At 44.7% G+C, this 15,699-nt stretch carries 18 protein-coding genes; 15 read left to right on the top strand and 3 right to left on the bottom strand.

What is annotated here, in order from left to right; translation table 11 throughout:
• The first annotated feature begins 8 nt into the window (after nucleotides 1-8).
• The 6 genes from ITG10_RS07100 (at nucleotide 9) to ITG10_RS07075 (ending at nucleotide 6,042) form a co-directional block, all read left to right on the top strand.
• Nucleotides 9-1,229, top strand: a complete 1,221-nt coding sequence (locus ITG10_RS07100; protein WP_017633152.1) for an EAL and HDOD domain-containing protein — start codon at nucleotides 9-11, stop codon at nucleotides 1,227-1,229.
• Between the two features lie 99 nt (nucleotides 1,230-1,328).
• Nucleotides 1,329-1,670 carry a metalloregulator ArsR/SmtB family transcription factor gene (locus tag ITG10_RS07095; RefSeq protein WP_017633153.1) on the top strand — a complete coding sequence of 114 codons (342 nt, stop codon included), beginning with the start codon at nucleotides 1,329-1,331 and terminating at the stop codon, nucleotides 1,668-1,670.
• 158 nt (nucleotides 1,671-1,828) lie between these two features.
• A complete protein-coding gene (locus ITG10_RS07090) occupies nucleotides 1,829-2,830 on the top strand; it encodes an ArsJ-associated glyceraldehyde-3-phosphate dehydrogenase (RefSeq protein WP_017633154.1) in 1,002 nt (333 codons plus the stop codon).
• A 155-nt stretch (nucleotides 2,831-2,985) separates the two neighbouring features.
• Complete coding sequence (locus tag ITG10_RS07085) at nucleotides 2,986-3,477, top strand: cyclin-dependent kinase inhibitor 3 family protein (protein ID WP_017633155.1); 492 nt, start codon at nucleotides 2,986-2,988, stop codon at nucleotides 3,475-3,477.
• A 221-nt stretch (nucleotides 3,478-3,698) separates the two neighbouring features.
• Nucleotides 3,699-4,919: an organoarsenical effux MFS transporter ArsJ gene (arsJ, locus tag ITG10_RS07080; RefSeq protein ID WP_026084479.1), complete on the top strand. Its 1,221-nt coding sequence runs from the start codon at nucleotides 3,699-3,701 to the stop codon at nucleotides 4,917-4,919.
• Nucleotides 4,920-5,028: 109 nt separating this feature from the next.
• On the top strand, nucleotides 5,029-6,042 hold the full coding sequence (locus ITG10_RS07075; RefSeq protein ID WP_017633157.1) for an acyltransferase: 1,014 nt from the start codon (nucleotides 5,029-5,031) through the stop codon (nucleotides 6,040-6,042).
• Between the two features lie 71 nt (nucleotides 6,043-6,113).
• On the opposite strand, the gene ITG10_RS07070 is transcribed toward ITG10_RS07075, so the two are convergent.
• Entirely contained in the window at nucleotides 6,114-6,443 is a 330-nt protein-coding gene (locus ITG10_RS07070) for a DUF2500 domain-containing protein (protein ID WP_017633158.1), read from the bottom strand.
• Nucleotides 6,444-6,686: 243 nt separating this feature from the next.
• Here ITG10_RS07070 and ITG10_RS07065 point away from each other — a divergent pair, with 243 nt between their 5' ends.
• The 4 genes from ITG10_RS07065 (at nucleotide 6,687) to ITG10_RS07050 (ending at nucleotide 9,720) form a co-directional block, all read left to right on the top strand.
• On the top strand, nucleotides 6,687-7,061 hold the full coding sequence (locus tag ITG10_RS07065; RefSeq protein WP_017633159.1) for a hypothetical protein: 375 nt from the start codon (nucleotides 6,687-6,689) through the stop codon (nucleotides 7,059-7,061).
• Between the two features lie 925 nt (nucleotides 7,062-7,986).
• Nucleotides 7,987-8,607, top strand: coding sequence for a lysoplasmalogenase (locus tag ITG10_RS07060; protein WP_248386755.1), 621 nt, complete (start codon nucleotides 7,987-7,989; stop codon nucleotides 8,605-8,607).
• A 90-nt stretch (nucleotides 8,608-8,697) separates the two neighbouring features.
• Complete coding sequence (locus ITG10_RS07055; RefSeq protein WP_017633160.1) at nucleotides 8,698-8,934, top strand: YecH family metal-binding protein; 237 nt, start codon at nucleotides 8,698-8,700, stop codon at nucleotides 8,932-8,934.
• 201 nt (nucleotides 8,935-9,135) lie between these two features.
• The gene (locus ITG10_RS07050) at nucleotides 9,136-9,720 is read left to right on the top strand and encodes a YhgN family NAAT transporter (protein WP_017061035.1); all 585 of its coding nucleotides are present in this window, start codon (nucleotides 9,136-9,138) and stop codon (nucleotides 9,718-9,720) included.
• An 80-nt stretch (nucleotides 9,721-9,800) separates the two neighbouring features.
• Here the strand turns inward: ITG10_RS07050 and ITG10_RS07045 are convergent, their stop codons facing one another.
• Nucleotides 9,801-10,067 (bottom strand): DUF1145 domain-containing protein, encoded by a 267-nt coding sequence (locus tag ITG10_RS07045; protein ID WP_017633161.1) that lies wholly within the window; start codon nucleotides 10,065-10,067, stop codon nucleotides 9,801-9,803.
• 10 nt (nucleotides 10,068-10,077) lie between these two features.
• Entirely contained in the window at nucleotides 10,078-10,680 is a 603-nt protein-coding gene (gene rsmD / locus ITG10_RS07040) for a 16S rRNA (guanine(966)-N(2))-methyltransferase RsmD (protein ID WP_017633162.1), read from the bottom strand.
• A gap of 230 nt (nucleotides 10,681-10,910) precedes the next feature.
• Here rsmD and ftsY point away from each other — a divergent pair, with 230 nt between their 5' ends.
• The 5 genes from ftsY (at nucleotide 10,911) to glpE (ending at nucleotide 15,681) form a co-directional block, all read left to right on the top strand.
• Nucleotides 10,911-12,173, top strand: coding sequence for a signal recognition particle-docking protein FtsY (gene ftsY, locus ITG10_RS07035; protein WP_017633163.1), 1,263 nt, complete (start codon nucleotides 10,911-10,913; stop codon nucleotides 12,171-12,173).
• Between the two features lie 77 nt (nucleotides 12,174-12,250).
• Entirely contained in the window at nucleotides 12,251-12,925 is a 675-nt protein-coding gene (ftsE, locus tag ITG10_RS07030; protein WP_004740528.1) for a cell division ATP-binding protein FtsE, read from the top strand.
• Nucleotides 12,915-13,883, top strand: coding sequence for a permease-like cell division protein FtsX (gene ftsX, locus ITG10_RS07025; protein WP_017633164.1), 969 nt, complete (start codon nucleotides 12,915-12,917; stop codon nucleotides 13,881-13,883). The genes ftsE and ftsX overlap by 11 nt, the downstream gene beginning before the upstream one ends.
• Nucleotides 13,884-14,060: 177 nt before the next feature.
• Nucleotides 14,061-14,918 (top strand): RNA polymerase sigma factor RpoH, encoded by an 858-nt coding sequence (gene rpoH, locus ITG10_RS07020; RefSeq protein WP_017055518.1) that lies wholly within the window; start codon nucleotides 14,061-14,063, stop codon nucleotides 14,916-14,918.
• A 442-nt stretch (nucleotides 14,919-15,360) separates the two neighbouring features.
• Nucleotides 15,361-15,681 carry a thiosulfate sulfurtransferase GlpE gene (gene glpE, locus ITG10_RS07015; protein WP_017633165.1) on the top strand — a complete coding sequence of 107 codons (321 nt, stop codon included), beginning with the start codon at nucleotides 15,361-15,363 and terminating at the stop codon, nucleotides 15,679-15,681.
• Nucleotides 15,682-15,699 lie beyond the last annotated feature (18 nt).

Below are 15,699 nucleotides of genomic sequence, written 5' to 3'. Positions count from 1 at the left end.
ATCAATAAATGACCGCTACGTACGTTGCTCGACAACCTATCTTAAATCGTAACAAGAACACGCTTGGTTATGAGCTGTTGTTTCGCGACGGAGAAAGGAATGCTTATCCAGCGCATATTGAGTCTAACAGAGCAACGTATCGTCTGATTGTTGAGAACTTCTTGTCGGTCGGGCTTAACCCTTCGATCCCTTCTTCACGCTGCTTTATTAACTTCCCGTATCAAAGCCTGATTCGTCGGTTGCCTTTGAGTTTGCCGAAAGACAAGGTGGTGGTTGAGATCCTTGAAACCTGCCAACCGACCGATGAGTTATTAGAAGCTGTTAAAGAGCTCTACCAAGCGGGCTACATGATCGCCCTAGATGACTTTACTTCGACGCCAGAATGGGAACGTTTCCTCAGATATACGCATATTGTTAAGCTCGATATCATGCAAATGGGCTTAGATGAGGCGTGTGATTTGGTTAGGGCGCATCAAGGGAAGAAATTTAGCTTTCTTGCTGAACGAGTCGAAACTGAACAAGAATTTCAGCAAGCGAAAGAGGCGGGTTTTAAGTTCTTCCAAGGCTACTTCTTTAGTAAACCGGAAATTATTAAGACCAAATACATCAGCCCTGAGCAAGTGATTGCCATGGAGCTGTTCCAAGAAGTGTGCAAGCCGGATGTCGACTTCCAACGCGTCGAGAGCATCGTCGCAAAGGATGTCGCTTTGTCCTACAAGCTGCTGCGCTTTGTAAACACCATGTCGCCTCGCCTGGAGGTGACTATCTCGTCATTTCGTCAGGCCTTGGTTTACCTGGGGCAAGAGAAGCTGAAAATGTTTGTCTCTTTGGCGGTGGCGTCTTATGTCTCTGATAAAAAGCCGAAAGAGTTGTATGGCTTGTCTTTACAGCGAGCGCAGTTTTGTCAGCGCATGTCTCGTTATCAAGCGTTTGAAGGGCACACTGAGCAAGCCTTTATGATCGGTTTGTTCTCGTTACTAGATGCACTGCTCGACCTGTCACTAGAGAACCTCGTAGAGCAATTACCACTGTGTAAAAGCATTAAGGTCGCTTTGCTGCGCAGAGATGGGCCTTATGGCACCTTATTAGCACTTGAAGAAAGCTTTGAACACGCTGATTGGCAGCAGATTGATGAACACTGTGCCGACTTAGGATTAAGTGTGGAGCAGGTAAGAACGGAGCTCACCGAAGCTCGACGTTGGAGTCATACCGTGACTAATCAGCTCTGATTCCCTTTCGTGAAACTTTTATGACAATTGAAACGCACGCCTTGACGTGCGTTTTTTTATAACTAATATATACGCATATCCATATATGAGTATGTAGTTATGCTTCCTCACCAATTTTTTAAATTACTGTCTGATGAAACGCGAGTGCGTTGCTTAATGTTGATTGTGCGCCAAGAGTGCCTTTCTGTTGGTGAGTTGATTCAGGCATTGCAAGAAAGTCAGCCAAAGGTTTCTCGCCACCTTGCGCAGTTGCGTTCAAACGGCATTTTGACTGACGTTCGCCAAGGGCAGTGGGTGTTTTACCGCCTGTCACAAGATTTACCGGGTTGGATGCTAAAGTTAATTGATGACCTTATCGCATCGAACTGTTTGAAAACTGAATACCAACAAGACATTGAGCGTCTAGAAGCGATGACTTCACGCCCTCAATGTTGCGTTTAAATCTACAAAAATTTATTGCCAAGATAGTTGAAGTTGCAGCTAGGCGACAAGTGAACTTCTCCCTATGAGCATAGGTTTCCTATGTGATTAGGGGAAGTGAATGCAGTCAACAACGCTGCTGCTTCAAATATGAAGGCAATTAACTGAGAGAAAATACGATGACAGTTAAAGTAGGCATCAATGGTTTTGGCCGTATCGGCCGTCTGGCACTTCGCGCAGCATTCGATTGGGCTGAGCTAGAGTTTGTACAAATTAATGATGTTGCTGGCGACACTGCAACACTGGCACACCTTTTAGAGTTCGATTCAGTGCAAGGTCGTTGGAACCACGAAGTTGCAGTTGAAGGCGATGAGATGATCATCAACGGCCAACGCATCAAAACCACCAAAGAGCGCGACATTGACGCGATCGATTGGTCTGGTTGTGATGTGGTTATCGAAGCGACAGGTGTTCACCGTAAGACATCTTTCCTAAACAAATACCTAGAGCAGGGCGTGAAGCGTGTTGTGGTATCAGCGCCAGTGAAAGAAGAAGGCATCGCAAACATCGTTGTTGGTGTGAACGACAACATCTTCGACCCAGCAGTGCACAAAATCGTAACCGCAGCGTCTTGTACAACAAACTGTATCGCGCCAGTGGTTAAAGTGATCAACGAGAAGCTTGGTATCGAGAATGCGTCTTTCACGACAATTCACGATCTAACCAACACGCAAACTATTCTAGATGCACCCCACAAGGACTTACGTCGTGCACGTGCATGTGGCATGAGCCTTATCCCGACAACAACGGGCAGTGCTAAAGCGATTGTTGAGATCTTCCCTGAGCTTGAAAACCGTATTAACGGCCACGCGGTTCGTGTACCACTAGCGAACGCTTCTCTGACAGACATCATCTTCGAAGTGAAGCAGGATACAACAGCAGAAGAAGTTAACGCGATGCTGAAAGAAGCGTCTGAGAACGAACTGAAAGGCATTCTTGGCTTTGAAGAGCGTCCACTGGTTTCTATCGATTACAAAGGCGATCAACGCTCAACTATCGTAGATGCACTATCAACCATGTTGGTAGGTAAGCGCATGGTTAAGATCTACGCTTGGTACGACAACGAGATGGGCTACGCGACACGTACAGCAGAGCTAGTACGTACCGTTGGTTTGGCATAATACTCTTCATACTTGAAGCTGCAGCGTTGTTAACTGCGTAAGTTCACCCTAATCACATAGAGCCCCTATGCTCATAGGGCTGAACTTACTTGTTGCCTAGCTGCAACTCCAATTATTTTGAGTATTGGTTCTATAAGAATTTAAGAGATTACACAATGACACATCCAACATGGCAACTAGATTTAGAAACTGGTGCGTTAGTGCTTACTCCGTGCCCAGGCACTAAGGAAGCTGACCTAGATGCATCTCTAGCTCAACTGAAAGCGCAAGGCGTAGAAGCGATTGTGACGGCTTTAGACAGTGAAGAACTGGCGAGCAAGAATGTTTCTGAGCTAGGTGAGAAAGCACAAGCATTAGGCATGCAGTGGTTCCAAATCGAAATCGAAGACGATTGTGCACCAGGTGCTGATTTTGCTGCGAAATGGCAAGCAGCGAGTCCTGCGCTACACCAAGTTGTCGATAACGGCGGTAAGGTAGCGATGCATTGCATGGGCGGTTCTGGCCGCACTGGTTTACTGGCTGCACATCTGCTGCTAGAGAAGAGCTGGGATCTGAGCAAGATTGTTCAAGAAGTTCAGGCGCTTCGTCCAGGTGCTTTTACTAAACCTATTCAGGTTGAGTATATCAACGGCGTAGCTTCTGCGTAGCTCTTCATACTTGAACTTGCAGCGTTGTTAACTGCGCAAGTTCACCGGAGCGCCGGCCGCCCTAATCACATAGAACACCTATGCTCATAGGGCTGAACTTGCTTGTTGCCTAGCTGCAACTCCAATTATTTTGAGTATAAGTTAAGTGGAAAATAAGAATTAGAGCTTTTGGACACCTATGATCTAAAAGCTCTTTTTGTTTAGATTGCAGAGATAGCGTTATGTTTTCAAATCTAAGTAAGAGCGTTCGCCAATACATGTTGGTGACTTTCAACTACTGGAATTTCACCATTACTGATGGTGCACTTCGTATGCTGGTGGTTTTGTATTTTTACGACCTTGGCTACAGTTCGTTAGAGATTGCCTCACTGTTCCTTTTCTATGAATTTTTTGGTGTGGTGACTAACCTAATCGGTGGTTGGTTGGGCGCGCGTCTTGGCCTCAATAAGACCATGAACATCGGTTTAGGGATGCAAGTCTTCGCGTTAGGCATGCTCGCATTGCCATCGGCTATGTTGACTATTCCTTGGGTGATGGCGGCGCAGGCACTGTCTGGTATCGCTAAAGACCTCAATAAGATGAGTGCTAAGAGCTCAATCAAAACCTTGGTACCGGATGAACAGCAAGGTGCGCTGTATAAGTGGATTGCGATTCTGACAGGTTCTAAGAATGCGCTTAAGGGTGCAGGCTTCTTTATTGGTGGTTTATTACTTTCGACGATTGGCTTCCAATATGCAGTGCTTGCGATGGCCGCTGTGTTGACCTTGGTCTTCATTGGCAGTGTGCTGAGCTTAGAAGCGGATATGGGTAAGGCGAAGACCAAGCCTAAGTTCAAACAGATCTTCTCTAAATCTGAATCCATCAACATTCTGTCTGCGGCGCGTATGTTCCTGTTTGGTGCTCGTGACGTGTGGTTTGTGATTGCTCTGCCAATTTATCTCGGTAGCGTATTTGGTTGGGATCATTCATGGGTGGGTGGCTTCTTAGCGGCTTGGACTATCGCTTACGGCTTTGTACAGGGCATTGCACCTAAGATTACGGGTAAGGCGCAAGGTAAGGTTCCAGATGGTCATGCGGCTTTATTATGGGCTGGTGCACTGGCTATCGTTACTGGCGGTATCGCTTATGCAGTACAGATAGGTTGGCAACCAGAGTTAGTGATCATTGGTGGTTTGATGGTGTTTGGTGCCATCTTCGCGGTGAACTCATCACTTCACTCATACCTGATTGTGAGCTATGCGAAAGGTGATGGGGTATCGCTTGATGTTGGCTTCTATTACATGGCAAATGCAATGGGCCGCTTGATTGGCACAATCTTGTCGGGCTTAGTATTCCAAATGGGCGGTTTGTCTGCGTGTTTGTGGGTATCGTTCGCATTCTTAGCGATAACGACGGTGATCTCTCTGCGTTTACCTAAGGTGCCACAAACATCTGCCGCATAAGATTAATTCGCGATATGCTTCTCCTTTAACAATAAGCTGACTTGGTATTTATTCCGGTCAGCTTTTTTATTGCTATAGTAGAATGATTGAATATTAATCAGGCATTTACATGAAGCAGCGAATTCTCTTTTTTGATTTAGCACGATGTGTCGCGGCCGTAGCGGTTATCGCGATTCATGTTTTGGCGCCTTATCGCAATGAGCTAGGAACGATTCCTTTCGGCGAATGGTTAACAGCAATCACCGTCAATGGCTTCAGCCGTTGGGCAGTGCCTGTCTTTATATTGATAACCGGCGCCTTGATGCTAAGCGATCAGCGCCCATTTGATGCTAAATACTACCTCAAGCGACGTCTGGGCAAGGTATTGATACCTTTCATCGTCTGGTCGCTTTTCTATACCTACCTATCTGGTTGGTCTGCGATGGGCTTTGATGCCGACGTCAGTTGGGATGTGTTGCTCAATAGCTATCATCACTACACCTACTACCACCTTGGTTTCTTCTATTACTTTATCCCGCTCTACTTTGTGATTCCTTTCTTACAGATCATGGTCAGAAAGTATGGCGACAAAGCCGTATACGGTTTCATAGCGGTGTGGTTGTTCACGACGTTGCTGTTCTTACTAAGAATCGATGGCCCATGGAGTCATGAGTTATGGCTTTACACTGGCTACTTGCCACTGGGTTACCTATTGTACAAGAAGGTGCCGCTTAACAAGTTCACCGTTGGTGTGAGCGCAGGACTCGGTGCGCTGGCGTTGTTAACCACGGTTTACATGGTGGTTGATGCGAGTCTAATCGCCGAGGAGTACACGGTTGGCCGTTGGTTATCATACAAGACGCTGAATACCGTATTAGCCGCTAGCATGGTGTTTATGCTGTGTCGTTACTACGGAGAAGGGTTATCTGAGAAAGGTAACCAAGTGGTTGGTTTTATCAGTAAGCACAGCTTAGGTATCTACCTGCTACATCCTATCTTCTTGTGGCCGATGAAAGAGTTCGGTTGGTACCAAGGTCACCCAGCTTGGGTTATTCCATTATGGATAGTGATCAGCGGAGCAGGTGCACTGTGGATGAGCTGGATGGTATCTAAGTCTGAAAAAACGCGCTGGTTATTGCCTTAGTCGTCAACACTAAGGCCATTAGTTATTATCGCTGATGGTCGCTTTTGATGAATCGTTGAAGCGGCTTACGATTAGCGCTTCAACGCAAAGTGTAAGAACTTATCGCCTTGGTAGGTTAGGGTTCCTTTATCACCAGGATTAAGTGCGTGGAAATAGTGGATTCCGACTTGGAATTCTCGTTTCGGACCAACCATACCGCGTTGAACGTAAATCCAGTATTCTTGATTTTCTTGACCGGGTTCTGCATCAGGAAGGTCGATGGACTGTTTATCTAATACCGTCACGTTCACTTTCTTTTCTGGTGCGTTCTCGCCTTGCATATGTTTTCGATAAAAAACAAGAAAACCCCAGGCCGCTAGACCTGCGAGTGCAAAGATGGCAAAAAAGAGTGAGTTAGGCATATAACCTCCATGTAGTCGTGATGGTTATTCTAGTCTTTCGGGCAATAGGGATATGTGTTTAAAGCCGCTATTCGTGAACTGCTGTAAGCAAAGCTGATTATTTTTCGGCTGATATCACATTTAATGGCCAGTTTGGGATAAAGCATTGTTATTTATTGTCTCTTTCTCACGTAAATAGCGATGATTTTGTATAAGAATAAGGAAATGCTCGACTAGAATTATAGTGTGGAGTGGGAGGCCAAGATGACCGACATTGAAAAAGTGGTGACAAGAACTCGCAATATAGAAAAATTATTGAGACTTCAATATCACGCTGAAGGCGAAGGATTGCACGAGCTTGTGACAAGCTGTGAAGAAAGGCTACCGCACGATATGGTAAGTAAGCTGCGTTATATCGCAACGTGTCGTAACAAGGTAGTGAATGAGCATGACGCTCAGTTGGAAGACCAGCATAAATTCATCATGATGTGTAACGATTGTGAGAAGGAGCTGACTCCACGAAGCGGTCGTTTTATCTGGCGTGTTGCGATCTTATTGATGATGGCAATGACTTTAGCCGCAGCGGGTTTCTATTATGCGAACTGGGATGTGTTAACACTGCATCTGTTTTCGAAGTGAAAAATTTGAACAAAAAAGGGACGCTCATGGCGTCCCTTTTTTTATCTGTAACTTGCTTAGTACATCATCGGTAGTGTCATTAGACCTACAACTACCGCGATCATTACAAGTCCTTGTCTTTGCGAAGATGAAATCATAACACTACTCCTAAATTTGGTTGTCTCTCGCTATGTTTTAAAGAATAGCCCACTTATAGGATTAGATCAAGAATTACTTTCGAAAGGCTTAAAAGTGGTAGAAAACTATTGAATATTGGCTTGTTTGGGGCTGTTTAACTGTGTTTTTTGGTGTGCTCTTATTTTGTTCGTTGTGATTCATGTTTGTTCTTATTTGATTTAAGTTGCTGTTTTATAATGGTTGTTATGTGTGATTTATATTGTTAAAGGTTGTTAAACTGTATTAATGGGGTCTGGTAGCTTCTAGGTCTAATTTGGTTTTGTTTGTGCGTTTTTGTCTTGGTTCTGGTGGCTAATTTGACAAGGAGCTAGGAAAATTCTGACAAACAGGAGCTGAATTAACGCAAGTTACTTACTTTACAAAGCTAGGTATGTTTGAGGTTTTTAATTCCTTTTTAATTTTCATTTTTACTTTTTAAGTTTATGTATTTATTGATTTTTAATGTTGGTTTTTTCTAATTTTAAAGTGTGATTTTTGGCTGTTTTCGATGGATTTTTGCGATTTGGCTAGGTTAGAAATGACCAAAATGAAAAGTTGGGCGCTGTAAGGTGCTTTTCGATGGGTTTAACGAAGAATCGCTCTAGTTTTAAACGAATCATCGTTATCTCCGCGTAATTGTCATGGCTTCAACCGAAAGAGGCTCTTTTTAGTGGAAGCGTAATCAAGATCCAATTTTGAAAGGCTTAGGCTTTACATCAACACTCGTGTGCCTAGACTGGCGACGATTTAAAGCAATAGGGCAAGTGGTATGTGGAGTTGGTTAGCGGTTTCCTTATCTGGGATCGGAGCAATAGCAGGAACGAAGCATGGACATATCGGTCAGGCCTTATCGTATAAGGTATTTACCTTTGTATTATTAGCGACTATTGCTTTAACTCAGTCGGTTGTGGCTGACTTTACCTATTGGATAGTCGCGGGGTTGGCTATCTCTGCGATCGCAGATGTGCTGCATACACTCACTCAAAAACGTCCTCTGCATTTTGTCTGCTTCTTATTGGCTCAACTCTGTTACAGCAAAGCTTTTTGGTTACAACTATCAGGAGAAATGGTTTGGTGGTTGTTCGCGTTGTTATTGGCAGCTTGCGTTGTTGCTTTTTTTCTACTGCTGCCACGCTTAGACAAACTCGTCTTTCCTGTGGTCATCATGGGCATTGTGCTTATTCAGCTAGCATGGGCTTCTGGTGAGGTTTGGTTGCTGGATCCTCAGTTATCACACGCGGTCGGTTTTGCTGGCTGTAGCGTGCTGCTCCTTTCGGCCTTAGCTTATGCGCTAAACAGTTACCGCAGCCCAATCAAGGGCGCTTACTTTTGGGTAACGGGCAGTTACTTTCTCGCACACGCACTCATCGTCGCCTCTATTACTATTTAGGGTAGAGCTCTCTCAAGCCTGAGCTACATCAAAACGGCGTTGCTAAAACTCGGTACTCTACGAGTAATTCATTAAACATGAGATTGAGTTATGACGACTGAAATTCACGCACACAACGTTTTAAACCTGCTTAGTGAAAAGCCACTGACTCGCGAAGAGCTAACATTAGCGCTTGCTCAAACCTATGGCGAAGAAGCTCGCTTCCATACTTGTAAGCTCAATGGCCTGGATTTAGATAGCGTGTTGAAGTTTTTCTTGAAGATGGAAAAGGTTGTTGTTGTCGATGACAAGCTTTGCACTAACCACGAACGTGTGTGTAATCACTAACTCTTAGTGGTTCGTTCGTTAATAGAGAGTGGGTGCATGTTTCGGCTCCACTCTTTTCATTACCTTTCAATCTACTTTTGCCAATTTTCTGTCTTATAACATCCCCCTTTAAAAGCATAAGTTAACCCGCTTATCACTGCGTTCGAAAATCAATGTTGAGGCTGCTATACTCCGCGCACTTACGCTTTTCGAGACAAACTTATGGAAATTTTATCTGCAGCAACCATGCTGTTTCTTATCATGGACCCGCTTGGCAACCTGCCAATCGTGCTCTCTATCCTTAAGCATATTGACCCGAAGCGTCGCCGTATTGTTCTGATTCGTGAGCTGATGTTCGCACTGGTTATCTTGTTGCTGTTCTTGTTTGCGGGTCAAAGCATCATGAACTTCCTGCATGTACAGCCTGAAACCTTGAGTATCTCTGGCGGTATCATTCTATTTATCATCGCGATTAAGATGATTTTCCCAAGCGCAGGCAGCATTACTGGCCTAGCGGCTGGTGAAGAGCCGTTTATTGTGCCGATGGCGATCCCTATGATTGCAGGCCCATCAGTGATTGCTGCACTGATTCTGCTATCGACACAGCATCCAGACAACATGTTAGAGCTTTCTGCCGCTGTGATGCTGGCTTGGGGCGCTACCTTCTTTATCCTGATGTTTAATGGTTTCTTCCTACGAGTATTGGGTGAGAGAGGGCTTAAAGCCATCGAGCGCTTGATGGGCTTGTTACTTGTTATGCTATCGACTCAAATGTTCTTAGATGGTGTGAAGGGCTACATGGGCTAGTGTTACGATCATGACTCAATAAAAAAACGCCGCTCTACTGAGCGGCGTTTTTGTATCTGTGTCTTCGGTTTTTATTTCGATTACATCATGTGCTTACGACGGATATCGAGTAGGGCAAAGACTCCGAAAATCAATATTGACCATTTCTCCCAACGTGACATCTCGATCTTATCGCCGAAAGCACCGATAAAAATCAGCATCTGTAAGCCGTGCATGAAGAACAAGAATGCGGTCATGATATAAAGCGCAATCGCCGCATTACCCGGGAACGGGTAGAAAATATTGGCGATTAAGATAAACCAAACAAAGGCGATGGATGCTTTTGCTAGTGGAAGCAAGAACTTCATTCAATAACTCCTATTCTTCAGTGATTCGATTAAACAGTCGGTAGCTCGACTGGCCGGTGGTCTTATCGCGATGCAATTCCCAGTTTTCTGGCATCGCTTCGAGTTTCAGCTCTTTCTCTGTCTCAACGTAAATGATGGCGTCATCTGCAAGCCAGCCATTGCTCTCAAGCAGTTGTACTGTCTCTGCTAACAAGCCTTTACGAAATGGAGGATCAAGGAAAACCATATCGTAAGGGGTGCCTGGCTTCTTAAGAAAAGAGATAGCATCAGTATTTACTACACTGATGTTGTCTGCTTTGAGCTCTTTAGCATTATCAGAAAGCTGCTTGGCGGCCTTTTGATTCATTTCGAGCAGCGTCACCATTTTTGCTTGGCGAGAAGCTGCTTCAAAACCTAAACCACCAGAACCTGCGAATACGTCTAAGCAGGTCGAATTTGGGATATCTTGTGCCACCCAGTTAAAGAGGGTCTCTTTTACTCGGTCAATGGTTGGGCGTAAGCCTTCTAAATCATGAACAGGTAGCTTTCTGCCTCTCCATGAGCCACTAATAATTCGAACAAAGCCACCGGATGGCTTTTTTTGTGATGTGTTTTGCTGGCGACGTCTTACCATAGATTTTTTGACCGCTAATAAAGTGATACTATACCGAGCCCAATTTAAGTTGGTTCGAGTATTAAATAAATTTGCAATGACAAAGTGTATCAAGCTAAAAGCAAACTTATCACTGCTTTGTCATTTTTCTTTACTATTCGTTTGTACAAGCTTGTATTGTATAACAATAGCAAAGAGTCGACGTGCATTAAGTCAATACAGTTAATTAGTAGATCTAGGAAACTCCTCGGATGACGGAAAAAAAGAAGCGCGGATTATTATCGTGGCTTGGTTTTGGTGAAGAAGAACAAAGCCCAAAAACTCAGAATGAAGCGAACGTAGAAAACGTTGAAGATCAAACTGAAGTTGAATCACAAGTCGAGGCTGAACAGGCCGCGTCTGAAGCTGAAGTAATTAAATCAACTGAAGCTGAGTCAGTTGAATCTGAGCTTGCTGAATCAGAGCAAGCGCTTGAAGAGGCTCAACAAGAACAGCAACTTGTCCCAGCAGAAGCAGAAGCAGAAGCAGAAGCAGAACAGGAAGAAGTCGTTGCTCCTCAAGCTAAGGTTGAAGAAGTACAAGAGAAGCCAACAGAAAGCTTCTTTGCTCGTCTTAAGCGTAGCCTAAGCCGCACTAAAGCAAACATTGGTGCTGGCTTCTTTGGTCTGTTCAAAGGTAAGCAAATCGATGAAGACCTGTTTGAAGAGTTAGAAGAGCAGCTTCTGATCGCTGACGTGGGTATGAATACCACAGTTAAGATCATTGAAAACCTGACAGAAAAAGCATCTCGCAATGACCTAAAAGACGGTGAAGCGCTTTATGGTCTGCTCAAAGATGAGATGGCGGATATCCTAAGCCAAGTGGAACAGCCATTAGTTGTTGATACGACTAAAACACCTTACGTTATCTTAATGGTTGGCGTGAACGGTGTAGGTAAGACAACCACTATCGGTAAGCTGGCGAAACAATTCCAAAACGAAGGCAAGAAAGTGATGCTAGCGGCGGGCGATACCTTCCGTGCTGCAGCTGTTGAACAACTTCAGGTTTGGGGTCAGCGTAACGATGTACCTGTTATCGCTCAGCACACAGGTGCGGACAGTGCGTCAGTTATCTACGATGCAATTGAAGCGGCAAAAGCACGTGGCGTTGACGTAGTGATTGCCGATACAGCCGGTCGTTTGCAGAACAAGAGCAACCTAATGGAAGAGTTACGCAAGATTGTTCGCGTAATGAAGAAGATTGATGACTCTGCACCGCACGAAATCATGCTAACGCTTGATGCAGGTACTGGTCAGAACGCTATCAGCCAAGCAAAACTATTCAGTGAAGTTGCACCGGTAACGGGTATTACACTAACTAAACTTGATGGTACGGCGAAAGGTGGTGTGATTTTCTCAATTGCAGACCAGTTCCAGATTCCAATTCGTTACATTGGTGTTGGTGAAGGCATTGACGACTTACGTCCATTCGAGTCAAAAGACTTTATTGAAGCGCTATTTAGCCGCGAAGAGTAACGCGAGTAGCAAAGTGGTTTATCCTTAACCTGCTACCGTTTTAAATTTGATATTAGTGATCGTAAGAGGAATTTTCGGTGATCAAATTTCAGCAAGTGAGTAAAGCCTACCGAGGCGGACGCCAAGCGCTCCAAAAAGTGGACTTTCACCTCAAACGTGGAGAGATGGCATTTTTAGGCGGGCACTCCGGTGCTGGTAAAAGTACCTTGCTGAAGTTGATCTGCGCGATAGAGCGTCCAACCGATGGACGTGTCTGGTTCAACGATCACGACATCACACGTATCCCAGCCAAAGACATCCCGTTTTTACGCCGTAATATCGGGATTGTCTTTCAAGACCATCGCCTGCTGATGGATCGTTCGATCTTCGATAACGTTGCTCTGCCTATGCGTATTGAATCTATTTCTGAAAATGAAATAAAACGCCGAGTCAGTGCTGCGTTGGATAAAACTGGCTTACTCGACAAAGCTCGTTGTTTACCAAGCCAGCTTTCTGGTGGTGAACAGCAACGCGTTGGTATTGCTCGCGCCGTGGTAAACCGTCCAACTCTACTTTTAGCGGATGAGCCGACCGGTAACCTAGATCCCGAATTATCTAACCGTGTGTTGCGACTGTTTGAAGAGTTTAACCGTGCCGGTGTGACGATCATCCTAGCGACGCACGATATTGGGTTAGTGAACACTCGCCCTCAATATCGTCATCTTGAATTAAACCAAGGCTTTTTGAGTGAGGTTGAAGACTATGGCCGCTAATAAGCGCATCAAGAAACCTCAATCTAATCGAGCAGCAAGCCGCGCTTCAAGTGACGGCTTCTTTGTTGTGCATTGGAAACAAGCTAAGTCATCGTTCTCGCAGATGTGGCAGCGCCCGCTGGGTAATTTGCTGACCCTTGCGGTGATCTCAATGGCTTTGGCGATGCCTGCGTGTTTGTACCTATTGGGCAAGAACGTGGGTGAAGTGGCGCAAGATGTCACAAGCCCGTCACAAATTAGTGCTTATGTAGAGGATGGCATTCCTGAGCCCAGAGTAATGGTGCTCAAGGATGAAATTGAAAGTTGGGAGCAAGTTGAGTTGGTAGAATACATTTCACCGCAGCAAGGACTTGCCGATCTCAGCCAGTATTCTGGTTTCGAAGATGCCCTGACTATTCTAGACGACTATTCACTACCTGGTGTATTGGTGATTACGCCAAGCGTACACAGCGATACTCAAATTAAAGAACTTGCTGGCACCGTTAAAAAGCAAGAGCTCGTCACCGATGTTCGCCTAGACGAAGACTGGTTAGCCAGGTTAGACGCTATCAAAGCGCTAGCAGCCGTCATCGTGATTACCTTAACGGTATTGATGCTAGGCGCAGTATTTTTGATTATCGGCAATACATTACGATTTAATGTGTTGGCGCATAAAGAAGAGATTCAAACCATGAAGCTGATTGGTGCCACCGACAGCTACATTCTTCGCCCATACCTTTATGCTGGGATGTGGTTTGGTGTTTTAGGTTCGATTAGCGCTTGGGTAATGACGGCATTGATTACCGTATTACTGAACAGTGCCGTGGATGATTTGGCTCAGCTGTATGACAGCCACTTCCGCTTAATTGGCCTGAGCTGGGATGAATCTTTACTGCTTTTGATCGTCGGAACCTTGCTTGGTAGTGTGGCCGCGAAGCTTTCTGTACAGCGTCACCTAAAAGAAATTGAACCAGTTTAGGTGAATAGAGTCATATTTAGACGAAAAATAGGCACTTCTTAACCAGTTTTTGCCTTGTATAGACGAATTGATTATGCATAATTACTTCCCCCTCCTTGAAACCTGTTCATTTTAGGTTCAAGATTGTCGGGTTTTAATAGATGTATTACTCCAGATCAGAGATTGATGAGGAACCGAATGGCAAATCAAGCGTATCAAATGGCTTTAGTCACACAAGATAGTTTAGATAGCTATATCCGCTCAGCAAACAGCTACCCAATGCTGACGCCTGAAGAGGAACGTGGACTTGCAGAGCGATTACATTACAAAGGTGAGATAGACGCTGCGAAAGGCTTGATCCTTTCTCACTTACGATTCGTGGTGCACGTTGCAAGAGGCTACTCTGGCTACGGGCTGCCAATGGCTGATCTCGTCCAAGAAGGTAACATCGGCTTGATGAAGGCTGTTAAGCGCTTCAACCCAGAAGTTGGTGTTCGATTGGTTTCTTTCGCAGTTCACTGGATCAAAGCTGAAATCCATGAATACGTGCTGCGTAACTGGCGCATCGTTAAAATAGCGACAACTAAGGCGCAGCGTAAACTGTTCTTTAACCTTCGTAAGTCTAAAAAGCGTTTAGGTTGGTTTAATAACGGTGAAGTTGAGACTGTTGCTCGTGAGCTAGGTGTTGAGCCTTCAGAAGTTCGTGAAATGGAATCTCGTTTAGCGGCACAAGACGCGACGTTTGAAGCGCCTATGGACGATGACGACGGCGGTTCTGCTTACACTGCTCCAGTTTACTACCTAGAAGACAAAGCATCAGACGTTGCTGAAACGGTTGAAGCGGCTAACTGGGAGTCACACACCAATAATCGCCTAGGACTAGCACTAGCAAGCTTAGATGAACGTAGCCAACACATTGTTCGCTCACGTTGGTTAGATGACAACAAAGCAACGCTACAAGACTTAGCGGATACCTACAGCATTTCTGCAGAGCGTGTTCGCCAGTTAGAAAAGAATGCGATGAAGAAACTGAAACAAGCCGTTGGTGATTTCTGATAGCATTTAGTTTCTAATAATATTTGGTATCTAAATAGTAGCTAGTAAATAACTGAATTTTGAAAAGGCCGAGATCGAGAGATCTCGGCCTTTTTGTTTTGGATCGATTTCTCAAGTTTTGCGATCGAAATTTGCAAAATGATTTTGTGGATAACTCTGTGAGAAGTTTATTCGTCAGCTGTCTAAAAGCAGGGTGTAGTAAGGCTTTGAACGGGTTTTTCGAGTGGGGATATGTTTTAGTTAACCCACAGTTAGATCAGGATCATTACTACATGTTGTGGATCTATTTTTAAAAAGGCACTTTATTCACGCAATTCACAGATTTATCCACAAATGGTGTAAAAGTGATCGCTGGTGGATAACCTTATTAAGTGGATGTGATTGTTAGCCTTGGGATAGGTTACAATGGCAGCAAAGTAAATCAGTATAAAAAGAGAAAGTCATGGACCAGTTTAAACATATCGACGTTAAAGGCGCTCAAGCCCTCATTGAACAAGGTGATGCTCGACTTGTCGATATACGCGACCCGCAGTCTTTTGCGGTTGCGCACTCAAAAACAGCCTACCACCTTACCAACGATACAATGGTGTCGTTCATGGATGAGGTTGGGTTCGAACAACCTATCTTGGTGATGTGTTACCACGGTATTAGTAGCCAAGGTGCTGCACAATATTTAGTGAACCAAGGCTTTGAAGAGGTATATAGTGTAGATGGCGGTTTCGAAGCTTGGCACCGTGCTGAACTTCCCGTGATTGCTGGTTAATTACCTTTATCGCTCCAA

The sequence above is a fragment of the Vibrio sp. ED004 genome (genome assembly GCF_023206395.1).
In the GTDB taxonomy this organism is placed as follows: Bacteria; Pseudomonadota; Gammaproteobacteria; order Enterobacterales; family Vibrionaceae; genus Vibrio.
This window is presented reverse-complemented; position numbering and strand designations above follow the sequence as displayed.

Coding starts and splice junctions, on each gene's coding strand:
- ITG10_RS07100 (WP_017633152.1), top strand. CDS start 9: ATGACCGCTACGTACGTTGCTCGACAACCTATCTTAAATCGTAACAAG.
- ITG10_RS07095 (WP_017633153.1), top strand. CDS start 1,329: ATGCTTCCTCACCAATTTTTTAAATTACTGTCTGATGAAACGCGAGTG.
- ITG10_RS07090 (WP_017633154.1), top strand. CDS start 1,829: ATGACAGTTAAAGTAGGCATCAATGGTTTTGGCCGTATCGGCCGTCTG.
- ITG10_RS07085 (WP_017633155.1), top strand. CDS start 2,986: ATGACACATCCAACATGGCAACTAGATTTAGAAACTGGTGCGTTAGTG.
- arsJ (WP_026084479.1), top strand. CDS start 3,699: ATGTTTTCAAATCTAAGTAAGAGCGTTCGCCAATACATGTTGGTGACT.
- ITG10_RS07075 (WP_017633157.1), top strand. CDS start 5,029: ATGAAGCAGCGAATTCTCTTTTTTGATTTAGCACGATGTGTCGCGGCC.
- ITG10_RS07070 (WP_017633158.1), bottom strand. CDS start 6,443: ATGCCTAACTCACTCTTTTTTGCCATCTTTGCACTCGCAGGTCTAGCG.
- ITG10_RS07065 (WP_017633159.1), top strand. CDS start 6,687: ATGACCGACATTGAAAAAGTGGTGACAAGAACTCGCAATATAGAAAAA.
- ITG10_RS07060 (WP_248386755.1), top strand. CDS start 7,987: ATGTGGAGTTGGTTAGCGGTTTCCTTATCTGGGATCGGAGCAATAGCA.
- ITG10_RS07055 (WP_017633160.1), top strand. CDS start 8,698: ATGACGACTGAAATTCACGCACACAACGTTTTAAACCTGCTTAGTGAA.
- ITG10_RS07050 (WP_017061035.1), top strand. CDS start 9,136: ATGGAAATTTTATCTGCAGCAACCATGCTGTTTCTTATCATGGACCCG.
- ITG10_RS07045 (WP_017633161.1), bottom strand. CDS start 10,067: ATGAAGTTCTTGCTTCCACTAGCAAAAGCATCCATCGCCTTTGTTTGG.
- rsmD (WP_017633162.1), bottom strand. CDS start 10,680: ATGGTAAGACGTCGCCAGCAAAACACATCACAAAAAAAGCCATCCGGT.
- ftsY (WP_017633163.1), top strand. CDS start 10,911: ATGACGGAAAAAAAGAAGCGCGGATTATTATCGTGGCTTGGTTTTGGT.
- ftsX (WP_017633164.1), top strand. CDS start 12,915: ATGGCCGCTAATAAGCGCATCAAGAAACCTCAATCTAATCGAGCAGCA.
- rpoH (WP_017055518.1), top strand. CDS start 14,061: ATGGCAAATCAAGCGTATCAAATGGCTTTAGTCACACAAGATAGTTTA.
- glpE (WP_017633165.1), top strand. CDS start 15,361: ATGGACCAGTTTAAACATATCGACGTTAAAGGCGCTCAAGCCCTCATT.